The organism is Streptomyces sp. NPDC048566, assembly GCF_043199735.1.
Taxonomy (GTDB): Bacteria; Actinomycetota; Actinomycetes; order Streptomycetales; family Streptomycetaceae; genus Streptomyces.
In genome coordinates, this window is sequence record NZ_JBICWL010000028.1 from 40,365 (window position 1) to 63,868 (window position 23,504).

The window sequence follows — 23,504 nt, forward strand, 5'->3', positions numbered from 1 at the left end:
AGAGTCCGCCCCGGGAGCCGCCCGATGAGGGTCCTGCTGATCGGAGCCAACGGCTACCTCGGCCGTTTCGTCGCCGACAGACTGCTCGCCGACCCGGCCGTGCAGCTCACCGCGCTCGGCCGGGGCGACGACGCCGACGTACGGTTCGACCTCGCCTCGGGCAGCCCCGGCGCACTCACCCGCTTCCTCGACGCCGTGCACCCCGGAGTCGTCGTCAACTGCGCGGGCACCACGCGTGGCGGCGCGCGCGACCTCACCCGGCACAACACCGTCGCCGTCGCCACCGTCTGCGAAGCCCTGCGGCGCAGCGGCTGCGGTGCCCGGCTCGTGCAGATCGGCTGCGGCGCCGAGTACGGGCCGAGCCAGCCCGGCTCCTCCACCGCGGAGGACGCCGTACCGCGACCCGGCGGCCCGTACGGGGTGAGCAAGCTCGCGGCCACCGAACTCGTCCTCGGCTCCGGTCTGGACGCCGTCGTGCTCCGCGTCTTCTCGCCCGCCGGCCCGGGAACGCCCGCCGGATCCCCGCTCGGCCGGCTCGCCGAGGCCCTCCGCCGCGCCATGCAGTCCGGCGACGGCGAACTGAAGCTCGGCGGTCTCGGCGTGCAACGCGACTTCATCGACGTCCGCGACGTCGCGCGCGCCGTCCACGCCGCGTCCCTCTCCGCCGCGCAGGGCGTCATCAACATCGGGTCGGGCCGCGCCGTCCGGCTCCGCGACGCCGCCTCCGTCCTGGCCCGCGTCGCCGGGTACGGCGGGGCACTGCACGAACTCGACGGTCCGCCCGGCCCCGGGGGGCCCGCACTGCGGGCCACCATCGGGCACCCCCGCTCCGAGGGCGACCACGCGGCCCCGGTCGCGTACCCGTACCCGGACGGCTGCGGCGGCTGGCAGCAGGCTGACGTGCGCACCGCCCGCGACCGGCTCGGCTGGCGTCCCCGGATCAACCTCGAGGAATCCCTCGCCGACATCTGGATGGAGGCGGCGTGCCGCATCTGACCAGGACCGCGAAGGGAACGGCGGGAACCGACCGGTCGGGCGTCGGTGTCGGCGTCCCCGGCTACGCGCACCCCCTCGTCGCCCCCCTGGAATGGGACGGGCTGACCAGACCGGGCACCCCGCTGCACTGGGTCGTCCTGAACGTCGACAACGGTCCCGGCGCCCGCCCCGACCCGCGCTGCCTTGAAGCCTCCGGACGGCTGCGCAACGGGGGCGTCCGGGTGCTCGGCCACCTCGACACGGCCCACGGGACCCGGCCGTTCGCCGAGACCGTCTCCGACGCCCGCCGCTATCTCGACTGGTACCAGGCCGACGGTTTCCTGCTCGGCCGCTGCCCCTCCGATCGCTCCTCGCTCTCCGGAGTGCGCCGGTCCGTCGGTGCGCTCCGGGCACTGCGCCCGGGCGCGCACATCGTGCTGGGCCACGGTACCCACCCGCATCCCGGCTACGCGGAGAGCGCCGACCAGCTCGTCACCTTCAGCGGGCCCTGGAGCGACTACCGCTGGTCGCAGGTGGCCGAGTGGACCGCGGACCATCCCCCCGAGCGCTTCTGCCACCTCGTGCACGGGGTGCCCCGCCGTCACCTGGAGGAGGCGCTGCGCGTCGCACGCTGGCAGGGCGCGGCCACGATCTACTTCACCGATCGCTCGGACCGCGGGGGCAGGGACGACCCCTGGGAGACGGTGCCCGGCTACTGGGACGAAATCGTCTCGCGGATCGGAACGGGTGTCTCGGAATGAAGAAGGGCGTGGCAGTGTTACGGGAAGAACAACCGTAGTGATTGACCGATCAACGGAGTCCCCGTGTCGCTGCCACCCCTGGTCGAGCCGGCTGCTGAGCTCACCGTAGACGAGGTCCGCAGGTACTCCCGCCACCTGATCATCCCCGACGTGGGCATGGACGGGCAGAAGCGGCTGAAGAACGCCAAGGTGCTCTGTGTGGGCGCCGGCGGCCTCGGATCGCCCGCCCTGATGTACCTGGCCGCGGCGGGCGTCGGCACCCTCGGCATCGTGGAGTTCGACGAGGTCGACGAGTCGAACCTGCAGCGCCAGATCATCCACAGCCAGGCCGACATCGGCCGGTCCAAGGCCGAGTCGGCCCGCGACTCCGTCCTCGGCATCAACCCGTACGTGAACGTGATCCTCCACGAAGAGCGGCTCGAGGCCGACAACGTGATGGACATCTTCAGCCAGTACGACCTGATCGTCGACGGCACGGACAACTTCGCCACCCGCTACCTGGTCAACGACGCGTGCGTGCTGCTCGGCAAGCCGTACGTGTGGGGTTCGATCTACCGCTTCGACGGCCAGGCCTCGGTCTTCTGGTCCGAGCACGGTCCCTGCTACCGCTGCCTCTACCCGGAGCCCCCGCCGCCGGGCATGGTCCCCTCCTGCGCCGAGGGCGGCGTCCTGGGCGTGCTGTGCGCGTCCATCGGCTCCATCCAGGTCACCGAGGCGATCAAGGTCCTGACCGGCATCGGCGACCCGCTCGTCGGCCGCCTGATGATCTACGACGCCCTGGAGATGCAGTACCGCCAGGTCAAGGTCCGCAAGGACCCGAACTGCGCGGTCTGCGGCGAGAACCCGACCGTCACGGAACTCATCGACTACGAGGCGTTCTGTGGCGTCGTGTCCGAGGAGGCCCAGGAGGCGGCGGCCGGCTCCACGATCACTCCCAAGCAGCTCAAGGAGTGGATCGACGAGGGCGACAACATCGAGATCATCGACGTCCGCGAGGTCAACGAGTACGAGATCGTCTCGATCCCCGGGGCCAAGCTGATCCCGAAGAACGAGTTCCTCATGGGCACCGCCCTGGAGAGCCTGCCGCAGGACAAGAAAATCGTCCTGCACTGCAAGACGGGTGTCCGCAGTGCGGAGGTCCTCGCCGTCCTGAAGTCCGCGGGCTTCTCGGACGCCGTGCACGTCGGCGGCGGTGTGATCGGCTGGGTCAACCAGATCGAGCCCGACAAGCCGGTGTACTGACCGCGGGCTCGCGCCGCTCTTTCGCCGGCGGGGGGTGCACGGACCGGGTGTCCGCGCATCCCCCGCCGCCGTCATGAGCAGACCTTGCCGTCCTTGGGCACCGCCCCGTCCAGCAGGTAGCCGTTCACGGTCGAGTCCACGCAGTCGCTCCCACTGCCGTACGCGCCGTGGCCCTCGCCCTTCCAGGTCAGCTCCACACCGACCCCCCTGCCGAGTTCGTCCGCCATCCTGCGGGCGCCCTCGTACGGAGTGGCCGGGTCCCCGGTGTTGCCGACGACGAGCACCGGATCGGCGCCCGGGGCACTCACCTCGGGGGTGTCGTGCTGCCCGGCCACCGGCCAGTCGTGGCACCAGCCCGCCGTGTCCCAGCCCATGAAGTCCCCGAACACGGGGGAGATCCGCTCGAACTCCGCCAGCCTCTTCCTCGTCTCCTCCGGCGTCGGGCGCTGCTTGTCGTCCAGGCACGATATGACCCGTTGCGCATGCGTCGTCGTGCCGTAGTGGCCGGAGGCGTCCCGTTCGTTGTAGCTGTCGGCGAGGTCCAGCAGGGCCGAACCGTCCCCCTTCTCTGCGTCCTTGAGGGCGGCCGTGAGCCGCGGCCAGCCCTGTTCGCTGTACAGCGGCAGGACGATGCCGGTGAGAGCCAGCGTCTGGGTCAGCTTGCGGGACCCCGAGGTGGGCAGCGGCTCGGCGTCGATCCGCTCCAGCAGGTCGGCGATCTCGCGTGAGCCCTCCCGCGGATCCCGGCCGGTCGACGTGAGGTAGTCGTCGAGGGCGCGCTGGAAGCCCAGCGTCTGGTTCTTGGCGTGGCCCACGGTGTCGGCGCTCGGGTCGACGACGGCGTCCAGCACCAGGCGCCCCACGTTCCTCGGGAACAGGTGGGCGTACACACCGCCCAGTTCCGTCCCGTAGGAGATGCCGAAGTAGTGCATGCTGCGGTCGCCGAGGACCTGGCGCATCAGGTCCATGTCCTTGGCCGTGTCGGTCGTCGACACGTGCGCGAGCAGCTTTCCGGCGGCCTTGGCGCAGCCCTTGCCGAAGTCCGCGGCGTCCTTGAAGTACGCCGCTTCCTCCGCCGCGTCGTCCGGAGTGGCGTCCACCGACTCGGAGGCTTCGATGGCCTGGTCCGAGCGGCACCGCACCCCCTCGCTCGCGGCGACTCCGCGCGGGTCCCAGCTCACCAGGTCGTACCGCTCGTGGAGCCGCCCGACGAGGCTCGCGTACGACGGCATCGCGGAGACTCCCGAGCCGCCCGGGCCACCGAAGTTGAACAGCAGCGAGCCGATGCGCTTGCCCTGCCCGCCGGTCGACTTCGAGCGGATCAGCGCGAGGCCGATCGTCGGGCCGGCCGGTTTCGCGTAGTCCAGCGGGACCTTGAGCGTCGCGCACTGCCAACCGTTCCCGGGCGCCGGCGCCTCCGGTGTGGCCTTGCAGCGGCCCCAGTCCGGCTTCTGCGCGGTCAGGGAGGCGGGCAGACCGGGCGTGCCGGCCGAGGACGGCGCGGCGGCGGACGGCCCGTCGCCGTTCCGCCCCTCGTCCGGGCCGCCGTCCGACGGGCCCCCGCCACAGCCGGTCACCAGCAACGCGGCGGCGGCGACCGCCGTCCACCGTGCGAAACGTGTCATGAGAGTCCCCCCTTGCCCGTGCTCCGCCCCGGTCGCGGATCACCTGCACGCCATACTAGGCGCCCGCCCCCGACCCCGTCGAAGCCTGTGGATAACGCTCTGAGCTGCGAGTATCTAGGAGCAGACGGTTCCGGACCGCGGCACGGTGCCCTCCAGCAGATAGCCGTTCACCGCACCTTGCACACACCGGTTCCTGCTGTCGTAGGCCCCGTGCCCCTGCCCCTTGTAGGTCAGCTCGACCCCCACGTCCCCGCCGAGGGCGTCCACCATCTTCCGCGCACCCTCGTACGGCGTGGCCGGGTCCCCGGTGTTGCCCACCACGAGGATCGGCGCCGCGCCGGGGGCGCTGACGTCCGGGTGGTCCGCGGCGCCCGGCACCGCCCAGTCGGTGCAGCTGACCATGCCCCAGGCCAGGTAGTCGCCGAACAGCGGGGAGGCGGCCCGGAACTCCGGGAGCCTCGACCGCACGAAGTCCGCGTTGTACCGCGGTTTCTCGTCGGCGCAGTTGATCGAGATGTTCGCCGCCGTGATGTTGCTGTACGTGCCGTTCTCGTTCCGCCCGTTCATCGAGTCGGACAGCAGCATCAGCACCCTGCCGTCGCCCTGGTACGCCTGCTGGAGACCCTCGGTCAGGTACTCCCAGAAGTCCTTCGAGTACAGGGACTGCGCGATGCCGTTCGTCGCCGCGGTCTGCGTCAGCTCCCGCGGGAAGACACCGGGGATCGGCTTGGCCTCCAGATCCTTCAGCAGCCGGGCGATCCGGTCCTTGACGTCCTGCGCCGTGTCGCCGATCGGGCAGTCCTCCACCTTCGACGTGCAGTCCGCGGCGAAGTTGTCCAGCGCGAGCTGGAAGCCCTTGGCCTGGCCGAGGGAACTCTGCTCCGGGGTCTGCGTCGGGTCGACGACGCCGTCGAACACGGCGCGTCCCACGTGCTGGGGGAACAGGTGGGCGTACACGCCGCCCAGCTCGGTGCCGTAGGAGATGCCGAAGTAGTGCAGCTTGTCGTCGCCGAGCACCTGGCGCATCAGGTCCATGTCGCGCGCCGCGTCGGTGGTGCGCACATGGGGGAGGACCCGTCCGGAGTTCTTCTCGCACGCGGCGTTGAAGGCCGTGGTGTTGCGCAGCAGCTCGCGGGTCTCCGCCGCGTCGTCCGGAGTCGCGTCCTGCTGGAAGTACGCGTCCAGCTGCTGGTCGTCCTCGCACTCCACCCCGGCGCTGCGGCCGACGCCGCGCGGGTCGAAACTGACCAGGTCGTAGCGGGTGCGCAGGGCGGCGTAGTCCTTGCCGAAGGCGGGCAGGGTGGTGACGCCCGAGCCGCCGGGACCGCCGAAGTTGAAGATGAGCGAGCCGATGCGCCGGCCCGCGTCACCGCTGGACTTCGCCCTGATCAGCGCGAGCCCGATGGTGTCCCCCTCGGGGTCCGCCCAGTCGAGCGGGGCCTTGAGGGTGGCGCACTGCCAGGGCGTCCCGCCCGGCAGGGGAGAGGGGGCGCTGCCCCCGCCTTCGGACTCGGAGGGGGCCGGGCACTCCTTCCAGGCGAGCTTCTGCGCCGTCAGGTCCCCGTCGCTGCCGTCGCCTCCGCACCCGGTCGCGCAGGCGGCCAGCAGGACGGCGGACAGGGTCAGGGCAGCGGCGCGCAGCGGGGACGGGTTCGGCATGCTCCCATCCTGCGGGCCCGCGCGGCGGCGCGCTCGGGGCACGCGCCGTGTGGGTGAGGCGGCGCGGCGACGGTCCGGTGCCGCGGTCCCGGCGGGCGCACCGGGGGCATCGGGGTGCGGTGCGGCTGGTGCCGTGACCGGAAGGGTTCGCCGACGGCTCGCGGCGTCCGGTGCGGTGCAGCGCGTGGACGCGGCGACGTGGCGTGCCGGGCGTCGCGAGCCGACGAACCCGTCCGGTCAGGGCACTAGAGCGCGCCCTTGCGGGTCAGGTGGTTGAAGAACAGCCAGCCGGGCAGCACCGGAATCCACAGGGTGAGCAGCCGGTACAGCAGCACCGCGGGGGCCGCGACCTCCTTGGGCAGGCCGACCGCGATCAGTCCGACGGTCAGCGTCGCCTCGACCGCCCCGACGCCGCCCGGGGTCGGAGCGGCCGAGCCCAGCGCGTTGCCGGCGAGGAACACGACCGCCACGCTGGCCAGGCTCAGCGTGGTGGGCTCCTCGTGACCGAACGCGCGGATCGAGGCGTCCAGGCACATCACGAAGCAGGCCGTGAGCAGCAGCATGCCGCCGATACCGGTGACGAGCTTCTGCGGGCGCTGGAGCACGTCGAGCATGCGCGGGACGACCCCGGCGAACAGCGACCGCACACGCGTGGCCACGAACTTGCGCAGGAACGGCACCGACGTCACCACCAGGACCAGCACGGCGACCGTCAGCAGCCCGGCGATGACCGTCCGGGACGGCGACAGCGACGGTGTCTTCTCCGTGCCGGTCAGGTAGCCGAAGGACAGCAGCATCAGGATGTGGCAGCCCAGTCCGAACAACTGGGAGGCGCCGACGCTCGCCACGGCCAGCCCGGGGCGCACGCCGGCGCGTTGCAGGAAGCGCGTGTTGAGGGCGACTCCGCCGACCGCCGCGGGGGCGACGATCTTCACGAACGACCCGGCGACCTGAGCCGCCACGGTCCGCAGGAACGGCACCCGCTCGGGCACGAAACCGAGCAGGCTCATCGCCGCCGCGAAGTAGCTCAGTGCGGAGAACAGGACGGCCGCCGCCACCCAGCCCCACTCGGCGTTGTCGAAGAGGGTGCCGAACTCGATGTGGGTGAGCTGCGTGAGCAGGAAGTACGCGCCGATGGCCCCGGCGATGAAGCTGATGAGGGTGCGCGGCCGGACGCGCTCCAGACGGGCCGGCTCCACCGGCGCCTGCGGCCTGATCAGCAGGACCTCGTGACGGATCTGGGTGAGCAGGTCCTCCTCGCGCGCCTCGTCGATCGCTTCGTCGATGGCCCGCTTCTCGGCGCGCTGTTCGGCGCGGACGGCCTTCTTCGCGCTCTTCTCGGAGACGGGCGCGGAGTCCGGTTCGGCCGCCTCCGCACGGTCGAGCTTGGCCTGCCGGGACGCTTCGAGCACGGCGTCCCGTTCCCGCTGCGCGCGTTCCCGGGCCAGCTTCCGCAGGGTCGCGCGCGTGCTGCGGGTCAGGGCGATGGGCTGGAGCATGGGCAGGCAGTCCGCGACCGCGTCGGGGCCGAGGACGCCGACCGCCGACGCCACCGCGCGCTCGGCCCCCACCCGCAGACCGACCGTCGTCACCAGCTGGGCGATGTCCATCCGCAGCAGCAGCTCACCGGCCGCGATCTCGCCGCCCCGCAGATCCGTGAGGATCACCTTGCCGGAACGATCCACCAGAATCGCGTCACCGGCCAGCCTGCGGTGGGCGATGCGCCGTGACTGCAACGCCTGCACCTGGTGCCACATGTCGCGCAGCAGGTCGTCGGTGACCTGTTCGTCGGGCAGGGAGTCGAGCGTCCGGCCCCCCGTGTGCTCGTAGACGAGCATCACGGCGTCCGGACCCAGCTCCGAGGTGGCGATCAGCTTGGGCGCGTTGGCGCCGGCGGCGATGGCCGCGTATGCGAGGAGCGCTTCCTGCTCCAGGGCCTGGCGCAGCGACTGCAGGCTGCGGCGCGTGGTGATGCCGCGCAGCGTCAGCCGGCGCCAGGCGCGGTAGAAGAACCCCTGGGCCTGCTGCTCCCGGTCCACGACCGTGACGTCCAGCGGCCGCCCGTCCTCCAGGGTGACGAAGTAGCGCCGGCCGCGGTCGCCGTTCTCCGTGGTCTCCGGTGCCTCCTCGCGGGCCGCGCTGACCGGGTGGAAGCCCACGTGCCGAAGGCCCGCCATGAGGGTCCGGCCGGTGGGCCGGACGTTCGGCGAGCCGACCGCGTACAGCGTTCCGTACGCGACGGTCCAGCCGATGAGCACCGTCAGGATGATCGAGAACGGTGTCGTGTAGCCGGTGACCAGCATGGAGAACGCGTCGAGCAGGAGCACCACCCAGAGCACCGCGCGCCAGCGCGGTCTGCGGGACATGCCGACCGCCGTCATGTAGGCGATCACCGGTGCCAGATAGCCGTGCACCGGGTCGGTGAGGGCGTGGACGTCACCGGGGGAGGGCTGGGTGAGCGCCTCCTGGATGGAGCCGGGAGAACCCTTCGCCACCCAGAGGTCCGTGGCGAGCGTCACGCCGTGGGCGAGGACGGCCGCCAGCACGCCGTCGGCGATGCGCAGTCCGTCCCGCTTGATCAGGCGTTCGATCGCGAACGCCACGGGGACCAGCAGGATCGCGATGCTGGACGCGAGTCCGGCGATCTTGATCAGCAGATCGGGTGCCTGCCCGGTGCCCTTGTTGATGTCCTGTTCGAGCCCCGAGGTGGTGCCGTGCGCGAACGCGGCGACGGCGAGCAGCACGACGATGGCGAGCACGCCGACGAGGAGCCGCATCAAATCCGAGGGGCGGTGCACGCGCGCGGGGAGGAGGGGTTCGTCCCCCTCGACCTCGCCGACGGGCTCGTCGTCCACGGCCGCGCCGTCCCCGCCGGCCGTGCGCGCCCGCGGCTCATGGGCGCGCACGACGGTGTCCTCGGCCTCCTCCGGGGCCGGCCCGGCCCCGGAGGCTTCCGGGCCGGGCGCCTCCCCGGGCCTCCCCGCCGCGCCGTCCGCGACCGTCTCGTCCTTCCCGCCGCCGGTGTCCGGGCGCGACGAGGCCTCGGAGGTGCCCTCCGCGTCTTCGGGGTGCACGCCCTGCTGCCTCATCGTCTCTTCTTGGTCTCGTATCACCAGTCACCGCCCGCACGATGGTGGCATGCCCGACTGACACACGCGGGCATCAGGGTGCACATGCGGGATCGCACAGTCTGCCTCAGGCGGCACCCCGGAGTGATGGATGCGCACCGCCGCCACCTCACATTGTCGGTGGAGTGGGGCAGGATGGGCCGGATGAGCGAGCAGAGCCTTCCGGCGGACGCCCTGCCGGAGTACGCGGAGCGGGTCCTCGAAGTCGCCGAGCTGATCCCGCCCGGGCGCGTCATGACCTACGGCGACATCGCCGAGTGGCTCGACGAGGGCGGCCCGCGCCAGGTGGGGCGTGTGATGGCCCTCTACGGCGGCGCGGTCCCCTGGTGGCGGGTCACCCGCTCCGACGGGAAGCTGCTGCCGGGACACGAGCTGGACGCGCTGGGCCACTACCGGTCCGAGGGAACGCCCCTGAAGGAGGCCGACCGGTCCGCCGACGGCCATGTGCCGCGCGTCGACATGAGACGGGCGCGCTGGGACGGCGGCGATCGTGCGCAAGGCGGCCACAGCTGACGGCGTCCGGTACGCACGGGACACCGCACACCCGTACGGGGGAACCGCGGCACCCGCGCGGCATGCCGTACGTTCGTGAGGCGAGGGACGCGCGGGGCGTGAGGGAAGAGGCGGAGGCCCTGCTTCCGTGAGCCCCACCGGCGTACCGTCGTCGGCGCGCTTCCCTCTCATCCCGCGGCCACCGCCTCCGACACGCGACGGCCCGCCAACCAGTACGACCACCAGGACCGGCGAACCACGTGAGCTCCACTTCCTCCACCAGGCACCCGGCGCACCCCCGGGTGCGCCCGGGGACCCGCGGTGCGTACCGGCTGGTGCGCACCGCGCCGGCCCGGGTGGATCCCCCTCGTCTTGACGCAGGGCAGCGCACGGTGGTTGAGCACGCGGGCGGGCCGCTCCTCGTTCTCGCGGGCCCCGGAACGGGCAAGACGACCACACTCGTCGAGTCCGTCGCCGCGCGGATCGCGCGGGGCGCCGATCCCGCACGCCTCCTGGTGCTCACGTTCAGCCGGAAGGCCGCCGTCGAGCTGCGCGACCGCATGGCGCTGCGCATCGGAGCCGCCCGCGCTCCCCAGGCCACCACCTTCCACTCCTTCTGCTACGCCCTGGTCCGCGCCCACCAGGACGCCGACCTCTTCGCGGAACCGCTGCGGCTGCTGTCCGGTCCCGAACAGGACGTGGCGGTGCGCGGACTCCTCGCCGGCCAGCCCGACCTGGAGCGGCTCGGTCTCGCCTCCGTGCGCTGGCCCGACGACCTGCGCGCCTGCCTGACCACCCGCGGCTTCGCCGACGAGGTCCGCGCGGTCCTCGCCCGCAGCCGGGAACTGGGTCTCGGCCCCGACGCGCTCCAGGCCTTCGCCCGGCGCATCGGCCGTCCGGACTGGAGTGCCGCCGCCACCTTCCTCGCCGAGTACCTCGACGTGCTCGACCTCCAGGGCGTGCTCGACTACGCGGAACTGGTCCACCGCGCGGTGCTCCTGGCCGGCCGCCCCGAGGTCGCCTCGCGGCTCGCCGCCCAGTACGACGCCGTCTACGTGGACGAATTCCAGGACACCGACCCCGCGCAGGTGCGGCTGCTGCACGCCCTCGCGGGCGGTGGCCGCACGCTCGTCGCGTTCGGCGACCCGGACCAGTCGATCTACGCGTTCCGCGGGGCGGACGTGAACGGCATCCTGGACTTCCCCGACGCCTTCCCGCGCGCGGACGGCCGGCCCGCCCCGGTCGCGGTCCTGGGGACCTCCCGCCGCTCCGGCGCCCGCCTGCTCGGCGCGACCCGTCTGCTCACCCAGCGCATGCCGCTGACCCGCCTGCCGTCCGAGAAGGTCCGCGCCCACCGCGAACTGTCCCCGGTGCGCGGCGGGGGACGCACCGAGGTCTACACGTACCCGACGGCCGGTGCGGAACTCGACAACATCGCGGACATCCTGCGCCGCGCCCATCTGGAGGACGGGGTCGCCTGGGGGGAGATGGCCGTCCTCGTCCGCGCGGGCTCCCGGACGATCCCCACGGTCCGGCGGGCGCTCACCGCCGCCGGCGTTCCCCTCGACATCGACGGGGACGACCTGCCGCTGCGCCACGAACCGGCGGTCGCCCCGCTGCTGACCGCGCTGCGCGCCGTGGCGCGGGCGGCGTCGGACGCGGACCCGGGCCGAGGTGCGGGCACGCTCGGCGTGTCCGAGGACGCCGCCCCCCGCGCGGACGCCCGCCCGCCCGAGGCCGCGGACGGGCCCCCGCCCGCGCGGCGCACCGAGGAGAACGCGGGAGTCGCGGACGACCGGGACGCAAGGGACGGCGAGGACGAGGCCGTGCGCCCCGTCGACGCTCCGGGCGCGGGCGGAGAGGCGGAAGGTGCGCCGCCCGAGCCCGGTGTGCAGGACGATCCGGCCGAGGCGCCGGACCCCGGCACCGCTCCTTCCGCCGCCTGGCTGGACACCGAGACCGCGCTCACCCTGCTCGCCTCGCCGCTCGCCAGCATGGACGCGGCGGACCTGCGGCGCCTGGGCCGGGCGCTGCGCGAGGAGGAGCGGGCCGGCGGCAACCTGCTGCCCCCGCCCTCCGACGTGCTGCTGGCCCGCGCGCTGGCCGAGCCCGAGCGGCTCGTCGCGCACGATCCGGCGTACGCCCGCGGGGCCCAGCGCCTCGGGGCACTGCTGCGCAAGGCGCGCGAGCGGCTCGCCGGCGGCGGAAGCGCCGAGGAGGCGCTCTGGGACCTCTGGCAGGGCACGCCCTGGCCCCAGCGCCTGGAGCGGGCCGCCCGCCGCGGCGGCGCGGCCGGCCGCAACGCCGACCGGGACCTCGACGCCGTGTGCGCGCTCTTCGCGACCGCCGCGCGCGCCGAGGAACGCACCGGGGGGCGCGGCGCCCTGAACTTCCTGGAGCAGATCGACGCCGAGGACATCGCGGCCGACACCCTCACCCGGCGCGCCGTCCGGCCGGACGCGGTACGCCTCATGACGGCGCACCGCTCCAAGGGGCTGGAGTGGCGGCTCGTCGTCGTGGCGGGCGTCCAGGAGGGGCTCTGGCCCGATCTGCGGCGCCGGGGCTCCCTGCTGGAGGCCGACCGCATCGGGCGGGACGGCCTTGCCGAACCCCTCACCCCCGGGGCGCTCCTCGCCGAGGAGCGCCGGCTGTTCTACGTGGCCGCCACCCGCGCGCGTGAACGCCTCGTCGTCACCGCGGTGAAGGCACCCGCCGACGACGGCGACCAGCCCTCGCGCTTCCTGGCCGAACTCGGGGTCGAGCCCGAGGACGTCGCCGGCCGCCCGCGCCGCCCGCTGTCCGTGGCCGCGCTCGTCGCCGAACTGCGCGCCACCACCGTCGACCCGCACGTCTCGGAACACCTCCGGCAGGCCGCGGCCCGGCGCCTCGCCCGGCTCGCCGCCCTCGCCGACGAGGACGGCCGCCCGCTGGTCCCCTCCGCGCACCCGTACCGCTGGTGGGGCGTGGACGAGCCGACCGAGAACAAGGTCCCGCTGCGCGACCGCGACCGGCCCGTCGTGCTGTCCGGCAGCGCCCTCGACCAACTCGCCAACACCTGCGCCCTGCAGTGGTTCCTCGGGCGCGAGGTGAAGGCCGACGCCCCCGCCACCGCGGCCCAGGGATTCGGCAACGTGGTGCACGTCCTGGCCGACGAGGTCGCCTCCGGACGCACCCCCGCCGATCTCGACGTCCTCATGGAGCGCCTCGACTCCGTGTGGAACGCCCTCGCCTTCGACGCGCCGTGGAAGTCGGCGCAGGAGAAGGAGCACGCCCGCGTGGCGCTCGAACGCTTCCTGAAGTGGCATGTCACGGACCGCACCGGGCGCACCCCGGTGGCCAGCGAGCACGACTTCGACGTGACCCTCGAAGCGGGTTCCTACGAAGTGCGCATCCGCGGCTCCATGGACCGGGTCGAGGCGGACACCGAGGGCCGCGCCTACGTCGTCGACTTCAAGACCGGCAAGCAGGCGCCCAGCGCCGCCGAGGTGGCCCACCACCCCCAGCTGGCCGTCTACCAGCTCGCCGTCCGCGAGGGCGCCGTCGACGACGCCTTCGACGGCGAACGCCCCGCGCCGGGCGGCGCCGAACTGGTCCAGCTCCGGCAGGGCGCCGCCCGGAAGAACGGCGGCGAGACCCTGCCCAAGGTCCAGGCACAGGAGCCGCTGGAGGGCGAATGGGTCGGCGACCTGCTGGCCAACGCCGCCGGCAAGGTGCTCGACGAGCGGTTCTCCCCGACGACCGGCCAGCAGTGCACCCACTGCGCGTTCCGGGCCTCGTGCAGCGCCCGCCCCGAGGGCCGCCAGATCGTCGAATGAGCCGCCGCACCGCGGACACCGCGTCCGCGCACCGCACGGCCGGCGGCCGGGCGTCCCCGGAGTGACGTACGGCACCACACGGGCTGACCAGCGCTTCTTCCGGACCGGGAGCCGATGTGGCCCCCGCTGTCGGCGGGCGCCGCTAGCCTCTCGGACATGCCCGCCCGTATCACCCGCCCCGAGCAGCTCAACGAGCTGCTCGGGATTCCGTTCACCCCGGAGCAGACGGAGTGCATCACCGCGCCGCCCGCCCCGCAGGTGATCGTGGCCGGAGCGGGGTCCGGCAAGACGACGGTGATGGCGGCACGCGTGGTGTGGCTGGTCGGCACCGGGCAGGTCGCCCCCGAGCAGGTCCTCGGCCTGACGTTCACCAACAAGGCGGCGGGCGAACTCGCGGAGCGGGTCCGCGCGGCGCTGGTCAAGGCGGGCGTCACGGACCCCGACGTCATCGACCCCGACCAGCCGCCCGGCGAGCCGGTCATCTCCACCTACCACGCGTTCGCGGGCCGGCTGCTCACCGACCACGGCCTGCGCCTCGGCCTGGAACCGACCTCCCGGCTGCTCGCCGACGCCACCCGCTACCAACTGGCCGCGCGCGTGCTGCGCGAGGCACCGGGCCCCTACCCGGCGCTGACCCGCTCCTTCCCCGACCTGGTCGGCGATCTCCTCGCCCTCGACGCGGAGCTGTCCGAACACCTCGTGCGCCCCGCGGACCTGCTGGCCCACGACGCGGAACTCCTGCGCCACCTGGACGGTGCCCGGCTCGGCAACGCCGACCTGCGCAAGGTCCCCGAGGCCGCCGCCGCCCGCCGCGAACTCGCCGACCTCGTCGGCCGCTACCGCGCCGCCAAACGCGAACGTGACCTCCTCGACTTCGGCGACCAGATCGCCCTCTCCGCGACGCTCGCGCGCACCCGGCCCGAGGTCGGGGAGATCCTGCGCGACGAGTTCCGGGTGGTCCTGCTGGACGAGTACCAGGACACCTCGGTCGCCCAACGCGTCCTGCTCGCCGGACTCTTCGGCGCGGGCACCGGGCACCCCGTGACGGCGGTCGGCGACCCCTGCCAGGCCATCTACGGCTGGCGCGGCGCCTCCGTGGCCAACCTCGACGACTTCCCCGAGCACTTCGCACGCGCCGACGGCGGGCCCGCCACCCGGCAGTCGCTCAGCGAGAACCGCCGCAGCGGAGGCCGCCTCCTCGACCTCGCCAACGGCCTCGCCGAGCCGCTGCGCGCCCGGCACGCGGGCGTGGAGGCACTGCGGCCCGCCCCCGGCGCCGAACGCGACGGCCTCGTGCGCTGCGCGCTCCTGCGCACCCACGCCGAGGAGATCGCGTGGCTGGCCGAGTCCATCGCCCATCTCGTGCGCGCCGGGACGGCCCCCGGCGAGATCGCCGTCCTGTGCCGGACCGCCACCGACTTCGCGGAGATCCAGGGCGCCCTCGTCGCCCGCGACGTCCCCGTCGAGGTGGTGGGCCTCTCCGGGCTGCTGCACCTGCCCGAGGTGGCCGACCTCGTCGCCGTCTGCGAGGTCCTCCAGGACCCCGGCGCCAACGCCTCCCTCGTCCGGCTGCTCACCGGCCCCCGCTGGCGCATCGGACCGCGCGACCTCGCACTCCTCGGCCGCCGCGCACGGCAGCTCGTGTCCCACGCGCGCGGGGGAGCCGACGACGACCCGGACCGCCGGCTCGCGGCCGCCGTCGAGGGCGTCGACCCGGCCGAGGTCGTCTCGCTCGCGGACGCCCTGGACACCTTCCTGGACAACGGCGCCGAGCCCCCGGGGGACGACGGGGCCCCGACGGGGCTGCCCTTCTCCCCGGAGGCGCGCGTGCGGTTCGCGCGGCTCGCCGCCGAGCTGCGCGAACTGCGCCGGTCGCTGGCCGACCCCCTGATGGACGTCCTGCACCGGGTCCTCGCCGTCACCGGCCTCGAGGTCGAACTCTCCGCGTCGCCGCACGCCCTGGCCGCCCGGCGCCGCGAGACCCTGTCGAACTTCCTCGACGTCGCCGCCTCCTTCGCCGCCGGGGACGGCGAGGCGAACCTGCTCGCCTTCCTCGGCTTCCTGCGCACCGCCGCCCGGTACGAGAAGGGCCTGGACAACGCGCTGCCCGGCGGCGAGAACACCGTCAAGGTGCTCACCGCGCACAAGTCCAAGGGCCTGGAATGGGACGTGGTCGCCGTCCCCGGCCTCGTCGAGGGAACCTTCCCCAGCGGACAGGGCCGCGAGAAGTGGACCGCCCAGGGCAAGGTCCTGCCGCACACCCTGCGCGGCGACGCCGACACCCTGCCCGACGTCGAGGCGTGGGACGCCCGCGGCCTCAAGGGCTTCCACGACGCCATGAAGGACCACCAGCGCACCGAGGAACTCCGCCTCGGCTACGTCACGTTCACCCGCCCCCGTTCGCTTCTGCTCGGCTCCGGCCACTGGTGGGGCCCCTCCCAGAAGCGTCCCCGCGGCCCGTCCGACTTCCTGCACGCCCTGTACGGGCACTGCGCGGCCGGACACGGCGAGATCGAGGCATGGGCCGACGAGCCCGCCGACGGCGAGGAGAACCCGGCCCTCGGCGAGACGTCCGCCGACCACGCCTGGCCGCTGCCGCTGGACGAGGCGGCCCTGCGCAGGCGGCGTGCGGCGGCGCGGACCGTGCTCGCCCACCTGGAGCGGGCCGCCGCGCACGACGAGGCGCACCCCGCGACCGCGGCCCGCCCCCGGCCTGCCGCCGACAGCCCCGCCGCCTACGACGACCCCGAGTGGCCGCCCCCGCCCGAGGACGAGGAGGAGCCCGATCCGTTCGGGCCCGAGGAGGGCGTGCCGGCAGACCCGTATACGGACCCCGGCTCCACCCGGGCGGACTCCGCCGAGGACCGCCTCCCGGAGCAGCCCCGCCACGAGAGCGACGACCCGGAGTGGGACTCCTGGACCACCGAGCGCCCCGCCGACCGCCCGACCGTCCCGCACCAGGCCCACGCGCCGTCCGCCGACGCCCGCCCGCACCCCGGGGACCCCGCGAGCGAGCGCCTCACGCCCGAGGAGGCGCGCACCCTCGCCTCCTGGGACCGCGACCTGGACGCGCTCACGGGTGAGCTCCTGCGGGCCCGCGCGACCGTCACCGACGTACCGCTGCCCGCCTCCCTCACCGCCTCCCAACTGCTGAGCCTCGCCGCCGACCCGGACGCCTTCGCCCGGGAACTCGCCCGCCCCATGCCGCGCCCCCCGCAGCCCGCCGCCCGCCGGGGCACCCGCTTCCACGCCTGGGTCGAGTCCCGCTTCGAGGAACTGCGGCTGCCCATGCTGGAGCCCGAGGACCTGCCCGGCGGCGACGCCGAGATCGCCGACGAGCGTGACCTGGAGGTACTCAAGGACGCCTTCGAGCGGACTCCCTACGCCCGGCGCACCCCGTACCGCGTCGAGGCGCCCTTCCAGCTCGCCATCGCGGGGCGCGTGGTGCGCGGGCGTATCGACGCCGTGTACAAGAACGGCGACGGAGACGCGGCGACCTACGAGATCGTCGACTGGAAGACCAGCCGGGAGCGTGCCGCCGACCCGCTCCAGCTCGCGGTCTACCGCCTCGCCTGGGCCGAGCGGCAGGGCGTTCCGCCGGAGTCCGTCACGGCCGCGTTCGTGTACGTGCGCGGCGGGGATGTCGTCCGCCCGGCCCACCTCCCCGGCCGGGCCGCGCTGGAGCGGCTGCTCACCGAGGACCCGGCGCTCCCGTCGGACGGGCCGTTCGGAGATCCGCCGGACGAACCCGCCTCCGCGGGCCGCTAGGCTCGTGGGCATGAGCAAGCCCGTTGACGACGCCGTCAGCACCGTCCGCGCGTACATCGAGGCGCACCGCGCCGCCTTCCTCGACGACCTCGGGCGCTGGCTGCGCATCCCCTCGGTCTCGGCCCGCCCGGACCACGCCGCCGACGTCGCGCGCAGCGCCGACTGGCTCGCCTCCTCCCTGCGGGACACCGGCTTCCCGACCAGCGAGGTCTGGCCCACCGCCGGAGCACCGGCGGTCTTCGCCGAGTGGCCCTGCGACGACCCCGGCGCCCCGACCGTCCTCGTCTACGGACACCACGACGTCCAGCCGGCCGACCGGGAGGACGGCTGGGTCACCGACCCGTTCGAACCGGTGGTCCAGGGCGGTCGCCTGCACGCGCGCGGTGCCGCCGACGACAAGGGCCAGGTGTTCTTCCACACACTCGGCGTCCGGGCCCACCTCGCCGCCACCGGCCGCACCGCCCCGGCCGTGCACCTCAAACTGCTCGTCGAGGGCGAGGAGGAGTCCGGCTCCCCGCACTTCCGCGCACTCGTCGAAGAGCACGCGGACCGGCTCGCCGCGGACGCCGTCATCGTCTCCGACACCGGCATGTGGTCCGAGGACACCCCCACCGTCTGCACCGGCATGCGCGGTCTCGCCGAGTGCGAGATCGTGTTCCACGGGCCGGACCAGGACATCCACTCGGGCTCGTTCGGCGGGGCCGTGCCGAATCCGGCCACCGCCGCCGCGCGGCTGGTCGCGGCCCTGCACGACGAGCACGCGCGCGTGGCCGTACCCGGCTTCTACGACGGGGTCACCGAACTCACCGACCGCGAGCGCGAACTCTTCGCCGAACTGCCCTTCGACGAGGAGCAGTGGCTGCGGACGGCTCGGTCCACGGCCACCCACGGAGAGGCCGGGCACACCACCCTGGAACGGGTCTGGGCGCGCCCGACCGCCGAGGTCAACGGCATCGGCGGCGGATACCAGGGCCCCGGCAGCAAAACGATCATCCCGTCCTCGGCCCGGGTCAAGCTGTCCTTCCGGCTGGTCGCGGGACAGGACCCGGACCACGTCGAGAAGGTGGTCCGCGCCTGGGCGGCCGGGCAGGTGCCCGACGGCATCCGGCACGAGATCACCTTCGGTCCCGCCACCCGTCCCTGCCTCACCCCGCTGGACCATCCCGCCCTGCGGTCCGTCGTACGCGCCATGGGCCGCGCCTTCGAGCAGCCGGTCCGCTACACCCGGGAGGGCGGCTCGGGGCCCGCCGCCGACCTCCAGGAAGTCCTGGACGCCCCGGTGCTCTTCCTGGGCATCTCGGTGCCCTCCGACGGCTGGCACGCCCCCAACGAGAAGGTCGAACTCGACCTGCTCATGAAGGGCGTCGAGACGGCCGCCCACCTGTGGGGCGATCTGGCCGAGAACTGGCGCGAGGCAGACTGAACACGCCCCCGCCGCCCTCCGCGCGCCCCGCCCGCCCGCTGAACCACCCGCCGAAACAACCGTTCCACCGGGGGAGTTGGAAGCACCCGTGACCACCTGGACCGACCACAGCGCCGACCGTCCCATCTCGCTCACCGCGCCGAGCGGCATCGATCGCGCCGCCCACCACCGGCTCGACGAGGCCTGGCTCGCGGCGGCCTGGAGCCACCCCACGACCCGTGTCTTCGTGGTCTCCGGTGGTCAGGTTCTCATCGACGAGACGGCCGACGGCTCCACGGAGCTGCTCATGACGCCCGCCTTCGAGGCCCCGCTCACCGAGGCGCACCGCTACTTCCTGGGCACGGACGACGACGGGGTGAGCTACTTCGCGCTCCAGAAGGATGCGCTGCCCGGCCGCATCGACCAGTCCGCGCGTCCCGCCGGACTGCGCGAGGCGGGCCTGCTGCTCTCGCCGCGCGACGCCGGGCTGATGGTGCACGCCGTCGCCCTGGAGAACTGGCAGCGGCTGCACCGCTTCTGCTCCCGCTGCGGCGAGCGGACGGTCATCGCGGCGGCCGGGCACATCCGCCGCTGCCCCGCCTGCGGCGCCGAGCACTACCCGCGCACCGACCCCGCCGTGATCATGGCCGTCACGGACGACGCGGACCGCATCCTGCTCGGCCGTCAGGTGCACTGGCCCGAGGGCCGCTTCTCCACGCTGGCCGGCTTCGTCGAACCGGGGGAGTCGATCGAGCAGTCCGTCCGGCGCGAGGTCTTCGAGGAGGCCGGCATCACGGTCGGCGACGTCGAGTACGTGGCGAGCCAGCCCTGGCCGTTCCCCTCCAGCCTCATGCTGGGCTTCCTGGCCCGCGCCACCTCGTCGGACATCGACGTCGACGGCGAGGAGATCGAAGAGGCCCGCTGGTTCTCCCGGGAGGACCTGCGAGCCGCCTTCGAGTCCGGCGAGGTGCTGCCCCCTTACGGCATCTCGATCGCGGCCCGCCTCATCGAACTCTGGTACGGCAAACCGCTGCCGACACGGGGGACGGCCGCCTGACGCCGGTCCCCGGCGCGGACGACGGCGCCACCGCGCCGACCCGCTGTCCGCGCGGCGGCCCGGCGGCCCGCTCCGGCGGCCGTGGCCGCCCGAGCGACCCGCGCCGGTCCTTGCCCGGGCGCGGCCCCGTGCGCACACACGACGGGAGCCCCGGACGGCCGACCGGCCGCCCGGGGCTCCCGCACACCCGTCAGGCGCCGAGCGCCTGCTTCACCTGGGCGAGGCTCGGGTTCGTCATGACGACCTCCGTCCCGCCACCGGCGGGAACGAACTGCACGGTGGGCACGGTCTGGTTCCCGCCGTTCGCCTTCTCCACGAAGGCCGCCGACTGCGGGTCCTGCTCGATGTTGATCTCGTTGTACGTGATGCCCTCGCGGTCCATCTGGCTCTTCAGCCGACGGCAGTAACCGCACCACGTGGTGCTGTACATCGTCACAGTGCCCTGCATGTCCAACGGCTCCTTCACGGCTTCGACTGCGTGCTCGCTGCCAGTGGAACGCAAGCGCCCCGGCCGCCATTCCCGCCGGGGGTATCCACGGTGCCGCCGTGCCCGCCCCGGCGCCCGCCGCTCGCCGGCCCCGGCGCCCCGCACCCCGTCCGGCGCTCGCGCCACATCCGAGGCTCCCCGGCCGGGCGCGTCCGCGCCGCGTCCTCGCCGAGGGCAGGGGACGTGACGCCCACCGCATTCATAGGACCGCGGACGCCCCCCTGTGGACAACCGGCTCACCGGTCTCCGCGGACCTGGCAGCATGGCGGGGTGACAGCAGCAACGCACTCCTCCCTCTTCCCGCAGGTTCCGGACACGGCCGACGCGGTGCTCGACGGGCTCGACCCCGAGCAGCGCGAAGTGGCCACCGCCCTGCACGGTCCGGTGTGCGTGCTGGCGGGCGCCGGCACCGGCAAGACCCGGGCGATCACCCACCGCATCGCCTACGGGGTGCGGTCCGGAATCCTCCAGCCCTCCAGCGTGCTCGCCGTCACCTTCACCAACCGGGCCGCCGGCGAGATGCGCGGACGGCTGCGCCAGCTCGGCGCCGGGGGAGTGCAGGCCCGCACCTTCCACTCCGCCGCGCTGCGCCAGCTCCAGTACTTCTGGCCGAAGGCCGTGGGCGGCGGGCTGCCGCGGCTCGTGGACCGCAAGATCCAGCTCGTCGCGGACGCGGCCGCCGCCTGCCGCATCCGCCTCGACCGCGGGGAGCTGCGGGACGTCACGGGCGAGATCGAGTGGTCCAAGGTCACGCAGACCGTCCCCGCGGACTACCCCGCTCTCGCCGCCAAGGCCGGTCGCGAGGCTCCCCGCGACCCGGCCGAGGTCGCCCGGATCTACTCCGCCTACGAAGACCTCAAGCGGGACCGCGGCGTCATCGACTTCGAGGACGTCCTGCTGCTGACGGTCGGTGTGCTGCAGGACCGCCACGACATCGCCGAGCAGGTCCGCTCCCAGTACCAGCACTTCGTCGTGGACGAGTACCAGGACGTCAGCCCGCTCCAGCAGCGGCTCCTGGAACTGTGGCTCGGCGAGCGGGACAGCCTCTGCGTGGTCGGAGACGCGAGCCAGACGATCTACTCGTTCACCGGTGCAACCCCGGACCACCTCCTCGACTTCCGTGTCCGGCACCCCCGGGCCACCGTCGTCAAGCTCGTCCGCGACTACCGCTCCTCCCCCCAGGTCGTGCACCTCGCCAACGGCCTGCTCTCCGCGGCGCGGGGCCGGGCCGCCGAGCACCGCCTCGAACTCGTCTCGCAGCGCCCCCCGGGGGCCGAACCCGTCTACGCCGAGTACCCGGACGAGCCCGCCGAGGCGGAGGGCGCCGCCCGCCGGATCGCGGACCTGATCGCCTCGGGCGTTCCCGCCGCCGAGGTCGCCGTCCTCTTCCGGACGAACTCCCAGTCCGAGACCTACGAACAGGCACTGGCCGACGCCGGCGTCCCCTACCAGCTGCGCGGCGCGGAGCGGTTCTTCGACCGCCCCGAGGTGCGCAAAGCCTGGTCGGCCCTGCGCGCCGCGGCCCGCTTCGGAGGCAACGACGCACTCCTCGACGACGCGGACGACCTGCCGTCGCAGGTACGGGCGGTGCTCTCCGGCGAAGGGTGGACGAGCAGGCCGCCGGCCGGTTCCGGCGCGGTCAGGGAGCGCTGGGAGTCGCTGGCCGCTCTGGTGAACCTGGCGCAGGACTTCGCCGCCGCCAGGACCGAGGCGACGCTTGCCGACCTGGTGGCCGAACTCGACGAACGGGCGAACGCGCAGCACGCCCCCACCGTTCAGGGCGTCACCCTCGCCTCCCTGCACTCCGCCAAGGGACTGGAGTGGGACGTCGTCTTCCTGGTCGGGGTGGCCGAGGGCATGATGCCGATCACCTATGCAAAGACCGACGGCCAGATCGAGGAGGAGCGCCGTCTCCTCTACGTCGGTGTCACCCGCGCCCGCGAGCACCTCTTCGTCTCCTGGGCGCTGGCCCGCTCGCCCGGCGGCCGGGGCGGGCGGCGGCCGAGTCGGTTCCTGGACGGGCTGCGACCCGGCTCCGGGGCCGCGGCCGGCCGGGGCGGCGGTGTGGCCGCGGGAGGCGTGGAGCGGGGCGTGCGCGGCGGCGGTGCCACCGCCGTGGGGCGCAGGAGCCGGACCCCCGCGCGCTGCCGGGTCTGCGGCCGGACGCTGACCGACGCCGGCGAGATGAAACTGATGCGCTGCGAGGGCTGCCCCTCCGACATGGACGAGGGGCTCTACGAGCGCTTGCGCGAGTGGCGTGCGGTGCAGGCGGAACGCAGCGGGCAGCCGGCGTTCTGCGTCTTCACCGACAAGACCCTCATGGCGATCGCGGAGAGCGCCCCGGACGACGCGGGGGAACTCGCCCGCATCCCCGGCGTCGGCGTGCGCAAGTTCAAGCGCTTCGGGGCCGACGTTCTGGCCATCTGCGCAGGTCGAGAGGCCGGTGAGGAGGACCGGAGCGACTGATGCGAACTCGTCGAAAAAATAGTTTGCGCATGCCCCGGCAATCCCCATAGGTTCTTAACCACGGCAGCAGCGGCCTTCTCCGAGGCCCTGGTTCCGTGCTGTACTTAACAACCGTCGGACCGGCTCAGGCCGGTCCCCCAAGACGCCGAGAGGAGGCGATTGCAGTGATCAGCATCAACACCGGTTTCCACACGACCGTGAACATGACCGATTCCCCGGCCGTCGTCTCCACCTGCTCGCTCGGCGTCTCCAACCCGGGCACCGGTCTGTCCGGCATTCGTGCCGTCCGGCCGGCCACCTCCGTGTCTCTCGCGGGTCTTCCCGTCCGTGAGCGCAGTGAGCGACCGACGAAGGCACTGGAAGCGGCAGTAGTGGCAGAGGCGCACGCCTATGCCTTTGCGGCGGCCGGTGCCGGAGCCCTGAAGCAGACGCAGCAGCACCACACGATGTGGGCCTTCCGTGGGCCTGAACCCTGGAGTGATCCAGCCTGACGTGATCAGGCCGGCGCCTTCAGGGCCGCGGAACCCCACCCGGGATCCGCGGCCCTTCTGTTTGTCCCCGACCGGGGACGGCGGAGCGAAGGGGCCTCGGAACAAGAAAAGAACCCGGTACCACAGCCAACCGGCC

Annotated in this window: 14 protein-coding genes; 10 read left to right on the forward strand and 4 right to left on the reverse strand. The window is 73.6% G+C overall.

What is annotated here, in order from left to right; all coding sequences use genetic code 11:
* Window positions 1-24: 24 nt before the first annotated feature.
* From ACGFS9_RS28525 to moeZ, 3 genes are all read left to right on the forward strand, one after another.
* Complete coding sequence (locus ACGFS9_RS28525) at window positions 25-996, forward strand: NAD-dependent epimerase/dehydratase family protein (RefSeq protein WP_393257095.1); 972 nt, start codon at window positions 25-27, stop codon at window positions 994-996.
* A complete protein-coding gene (locus ACGFS9_RS28530; protein WP_393257096.1) occupies window positions 984-1,736 on the forward strand; it encodes a spherulation-specific family 4 protein in 753 nt (250 codons plus the stop codon). The genes ACGFS9_RS28525 and ACGFS9_RS28530 overlap by 13 nt, the downstream gene beginning before the upstream one ends.
* A 63-nt stretch (window positions 1,737-1,799) precedes the next feature.
* A complete protein-coding gene (gene moeZ, locus ACGFS9_RS28535; protein WP_393257097.1) occupies window positions 1,800-2,978 on the forward strand; it encodes an adenylyltransferase/sulfurtransferase MoeZ in 1,179 nt (392 codons plus the stop codon).
* A gap of 71 nt (window positions 2,979-3,049) precedes the next feature.
* On the opposite strand, the gene ACGFS9_RS28540 is transcribed toward moeZ, so the two are convergent.
* The 3 genes from ACGFS9_RS28540 to ACGFS9_RS28550 form a co-directional block, all read right to left on the reverse strand.
* Complete coding sequence (locus ACGFS9_RS28540) at window positions 3,050-4,603, reverse strand: alpha/beta hydrolase (protein ID WP_393257098.1); 1,554 nt, start codon at window positions 4,601-4,603, stop codon at window positions 3,050-3,052.
* 114 nt (window positions 4,604-4,717) lie between these two features.
* Window positions 4,718-6,262 (reverse strand): alpha/beta hydrolase, encoded by a 1,545-nt coding sequence (locus ACGFS9_RS28545; RefSeq protein ID WP_393257099.1) that lies wholly within the window; start codon window positions 6,260-6,262, stop codon window positions 4,718-4,720.
* A 245-nt stretch (window positions 6,263-6,507) separates the two neighbouring features.
* On the reverse strand, window positions 6,508-9,351 hold the full coding sequence (locus ACGFS9_RS28550; RefSeq protein WP_393257100.1) for a lysylphosphatidylglycerol synthase domain-containing protein: 2,844 nt from the start codon (window positions 9,349-9,351) through the stop codon (window positions 6,508-6,510).
* 183 nt (window positions 9,352-9,534) lie between these two features.
* Here ACGFS9_RS28550 and ACGFS9_RS28555 point away from each other — a divergent pair, with 183 nt between their 5' ends.
* The 5 genes from ACGFS9_RS28555 to nudC all read left to right on the forward strand — a co-directional run bounded on the left by ACGFS9_RS28555 (window position 9,535) and on the right by nudC (window position 19,924).
* Window positions 9,535-9,903 carry an MGMT family protein gene (locus ACGFS9_RS28555; protein ID WP_393257101.1) on the forward strand — a complete coding sequence of 123 codons (369 nt, stop codon included), beginning with the start codon at window positions 9,535-9,537 and terminating at the stop codon, window positions 9,901-9,903.
* Window positions 9,904-10,142: 239 nt separating this feature from the next.
* A complete protein-coding gene (locus ACGFS9_RS28560) occupies window positions 10,143-13,697 on the forward strand; it encodes a UvrD-helicase domain-containing protein (protein WP_393257102.1) in 3,555 nt (1,184 codons plus the stop codon).
* Window positions 13,698-13,853: 156 nt separating this feature from the next.
* Window positions 13,854-17,465 (forward strand): UvrD-helicase domain-containing protein, encoded by a 3,612-nt coding sequence (locus ACGFS9_RS28565; protein WP_393257103.1) that lies wholly within the window; start codon window positions 13,854-13,856, stop codon window positions 17,463-17,465.
* Window positions 17,466-17,475: 10 nt separating this feature from the next.
* Window positions 17,476-18,888, forward strand: coding sequence for a dipeptidase (locus ACGFS9_RS28570; RefSeq protein WP_393257104.1), 1,413 nt, complete (start codon window positions 17,476-17,478; stop codon window positions 18,886-18,888).
* Window positions 18,889-18,976: 88 nt separating this feature from the next.
* On the forward strand, window positions 18,977-19,924 hold the full coding sequence (nudC, locus tag ACGFS9_RS28575; RefSeq protein ID WP_393257105.1) for an NAD(+) diphosphatase: 948 nt from the start codon (window positions 18,977-18,979) through the stop codon (window positions 19,922-19,924).
* A 190-nt stretch (window positions 19,925-20,114) separates the two neighbouring features.
* Here nudC and ACGFS9_RS28580 read toward each other — a convergent pair whose 3' ends face one another.
* Window positions 20,115-20,372, reverse strand: a complete 258-nt coding sequence (locus ACGFS9_RS28580) for a mycoredoxin (RefSeq protein ID WP_393257106.1) — start codon at window positions 20,370-20,372, stop codon at window positions 20,115-20,117.
* Window positions 20,373-20,681: 309 nt separating this feature from the next.
* On the opposite strand from ACGFS9_RS28580, the gene ACGFS9_RS28585 reads away from it, so the two are divergent.
* Together ACGFS9_RS28585 and ACGFS9_RS28590 are read left to right on the forward strand one after the other, a co-directional pair.
* Entirely contained in the window at window positions 20,682-22,877 is a 2,196-nt protein-coding gene (locus ACGFS9_RS28585; protein ID WP_393257107.1) for an ATP-dependent DNA helicase UvrD2, read from the forward strand.
* A 164-nt stretch (window positions 22,878-23,041) separates the two neighbouring features.
* On the forward strand, window positions 23,042-23,368 hold the full coding sequence (locus tag ACGFS9_RS28590; RefSeq protein ID WP_393257108.1) for a hypothetical protein: 327 nt from the start codon (window positions 23,042-23,044) through the stop codon (window positions 23,366-23,368).
* Window positions 23,369-23,504 lie beyond the last annotated feature (136 nt).

Bases quoted from the DNA above. Each gene is read 5' to 3' on its own strand.
- ACGFS9_RS28525 (WP_393257095.1), top strand. From the start codon at position 25: ATGAGGGTCCTGCTGATCGGAGCCAACGGCTACCTCGGCCGTTTCGTC.
- ACGFS9_RS28540 (WP_393257098.1), bottom strand. From the start codon at position 4,603: ATGACACGTTTCGCACGGTGGACGGCGGTCGCCGCCGCCGCGTTGCTG.
- ACGFS9_RS28545 (WP_393257099.1), bottom strand. From the start codon at position 6,262: ATGCCGAACCCGTCCCCGCTGCGCGCCGCTGCCCTGACCCTGTCCGCC.
- ACGFS9_RS28550 (WP_393257100.1), bottom strand. From the start codon at position 9,351: ATGAGGCAGCAGGGCGTGCACCCCGAAGACGCGGAGGGCACCTCCGAG.
- ACGFS9_RS28555 (WP_393257101.1), top strand. From the start codon at position 9,535: ATGAGCGAGCAGAGCCTTCCGGCGGACGCCCTGCCGGAGTACGCGGAG.
- ACGFS9_RS28565 (WP_393257103.1), top strand. From the start codon at position 13,854: ATGCCCGCCCGTATCACCCGCCCCGAGCAGCTCAACGAGCTGCTCGGG.
- ACGFS9_RS28570 (WP_393257104.1), top strand. From the start codon at position 17,476: ATGAGCAAGCCCGTTGACGACGCCGTCAGCACCGTCCGCGCGTACATC.
- ACGFS9_RS28580 (WP_393257106.1), bottom strand. From the start codon at position 20,372: ATGCAGGGCACTGTGACGATGTACAGCACCACGTGGTGCGGTTACTGC.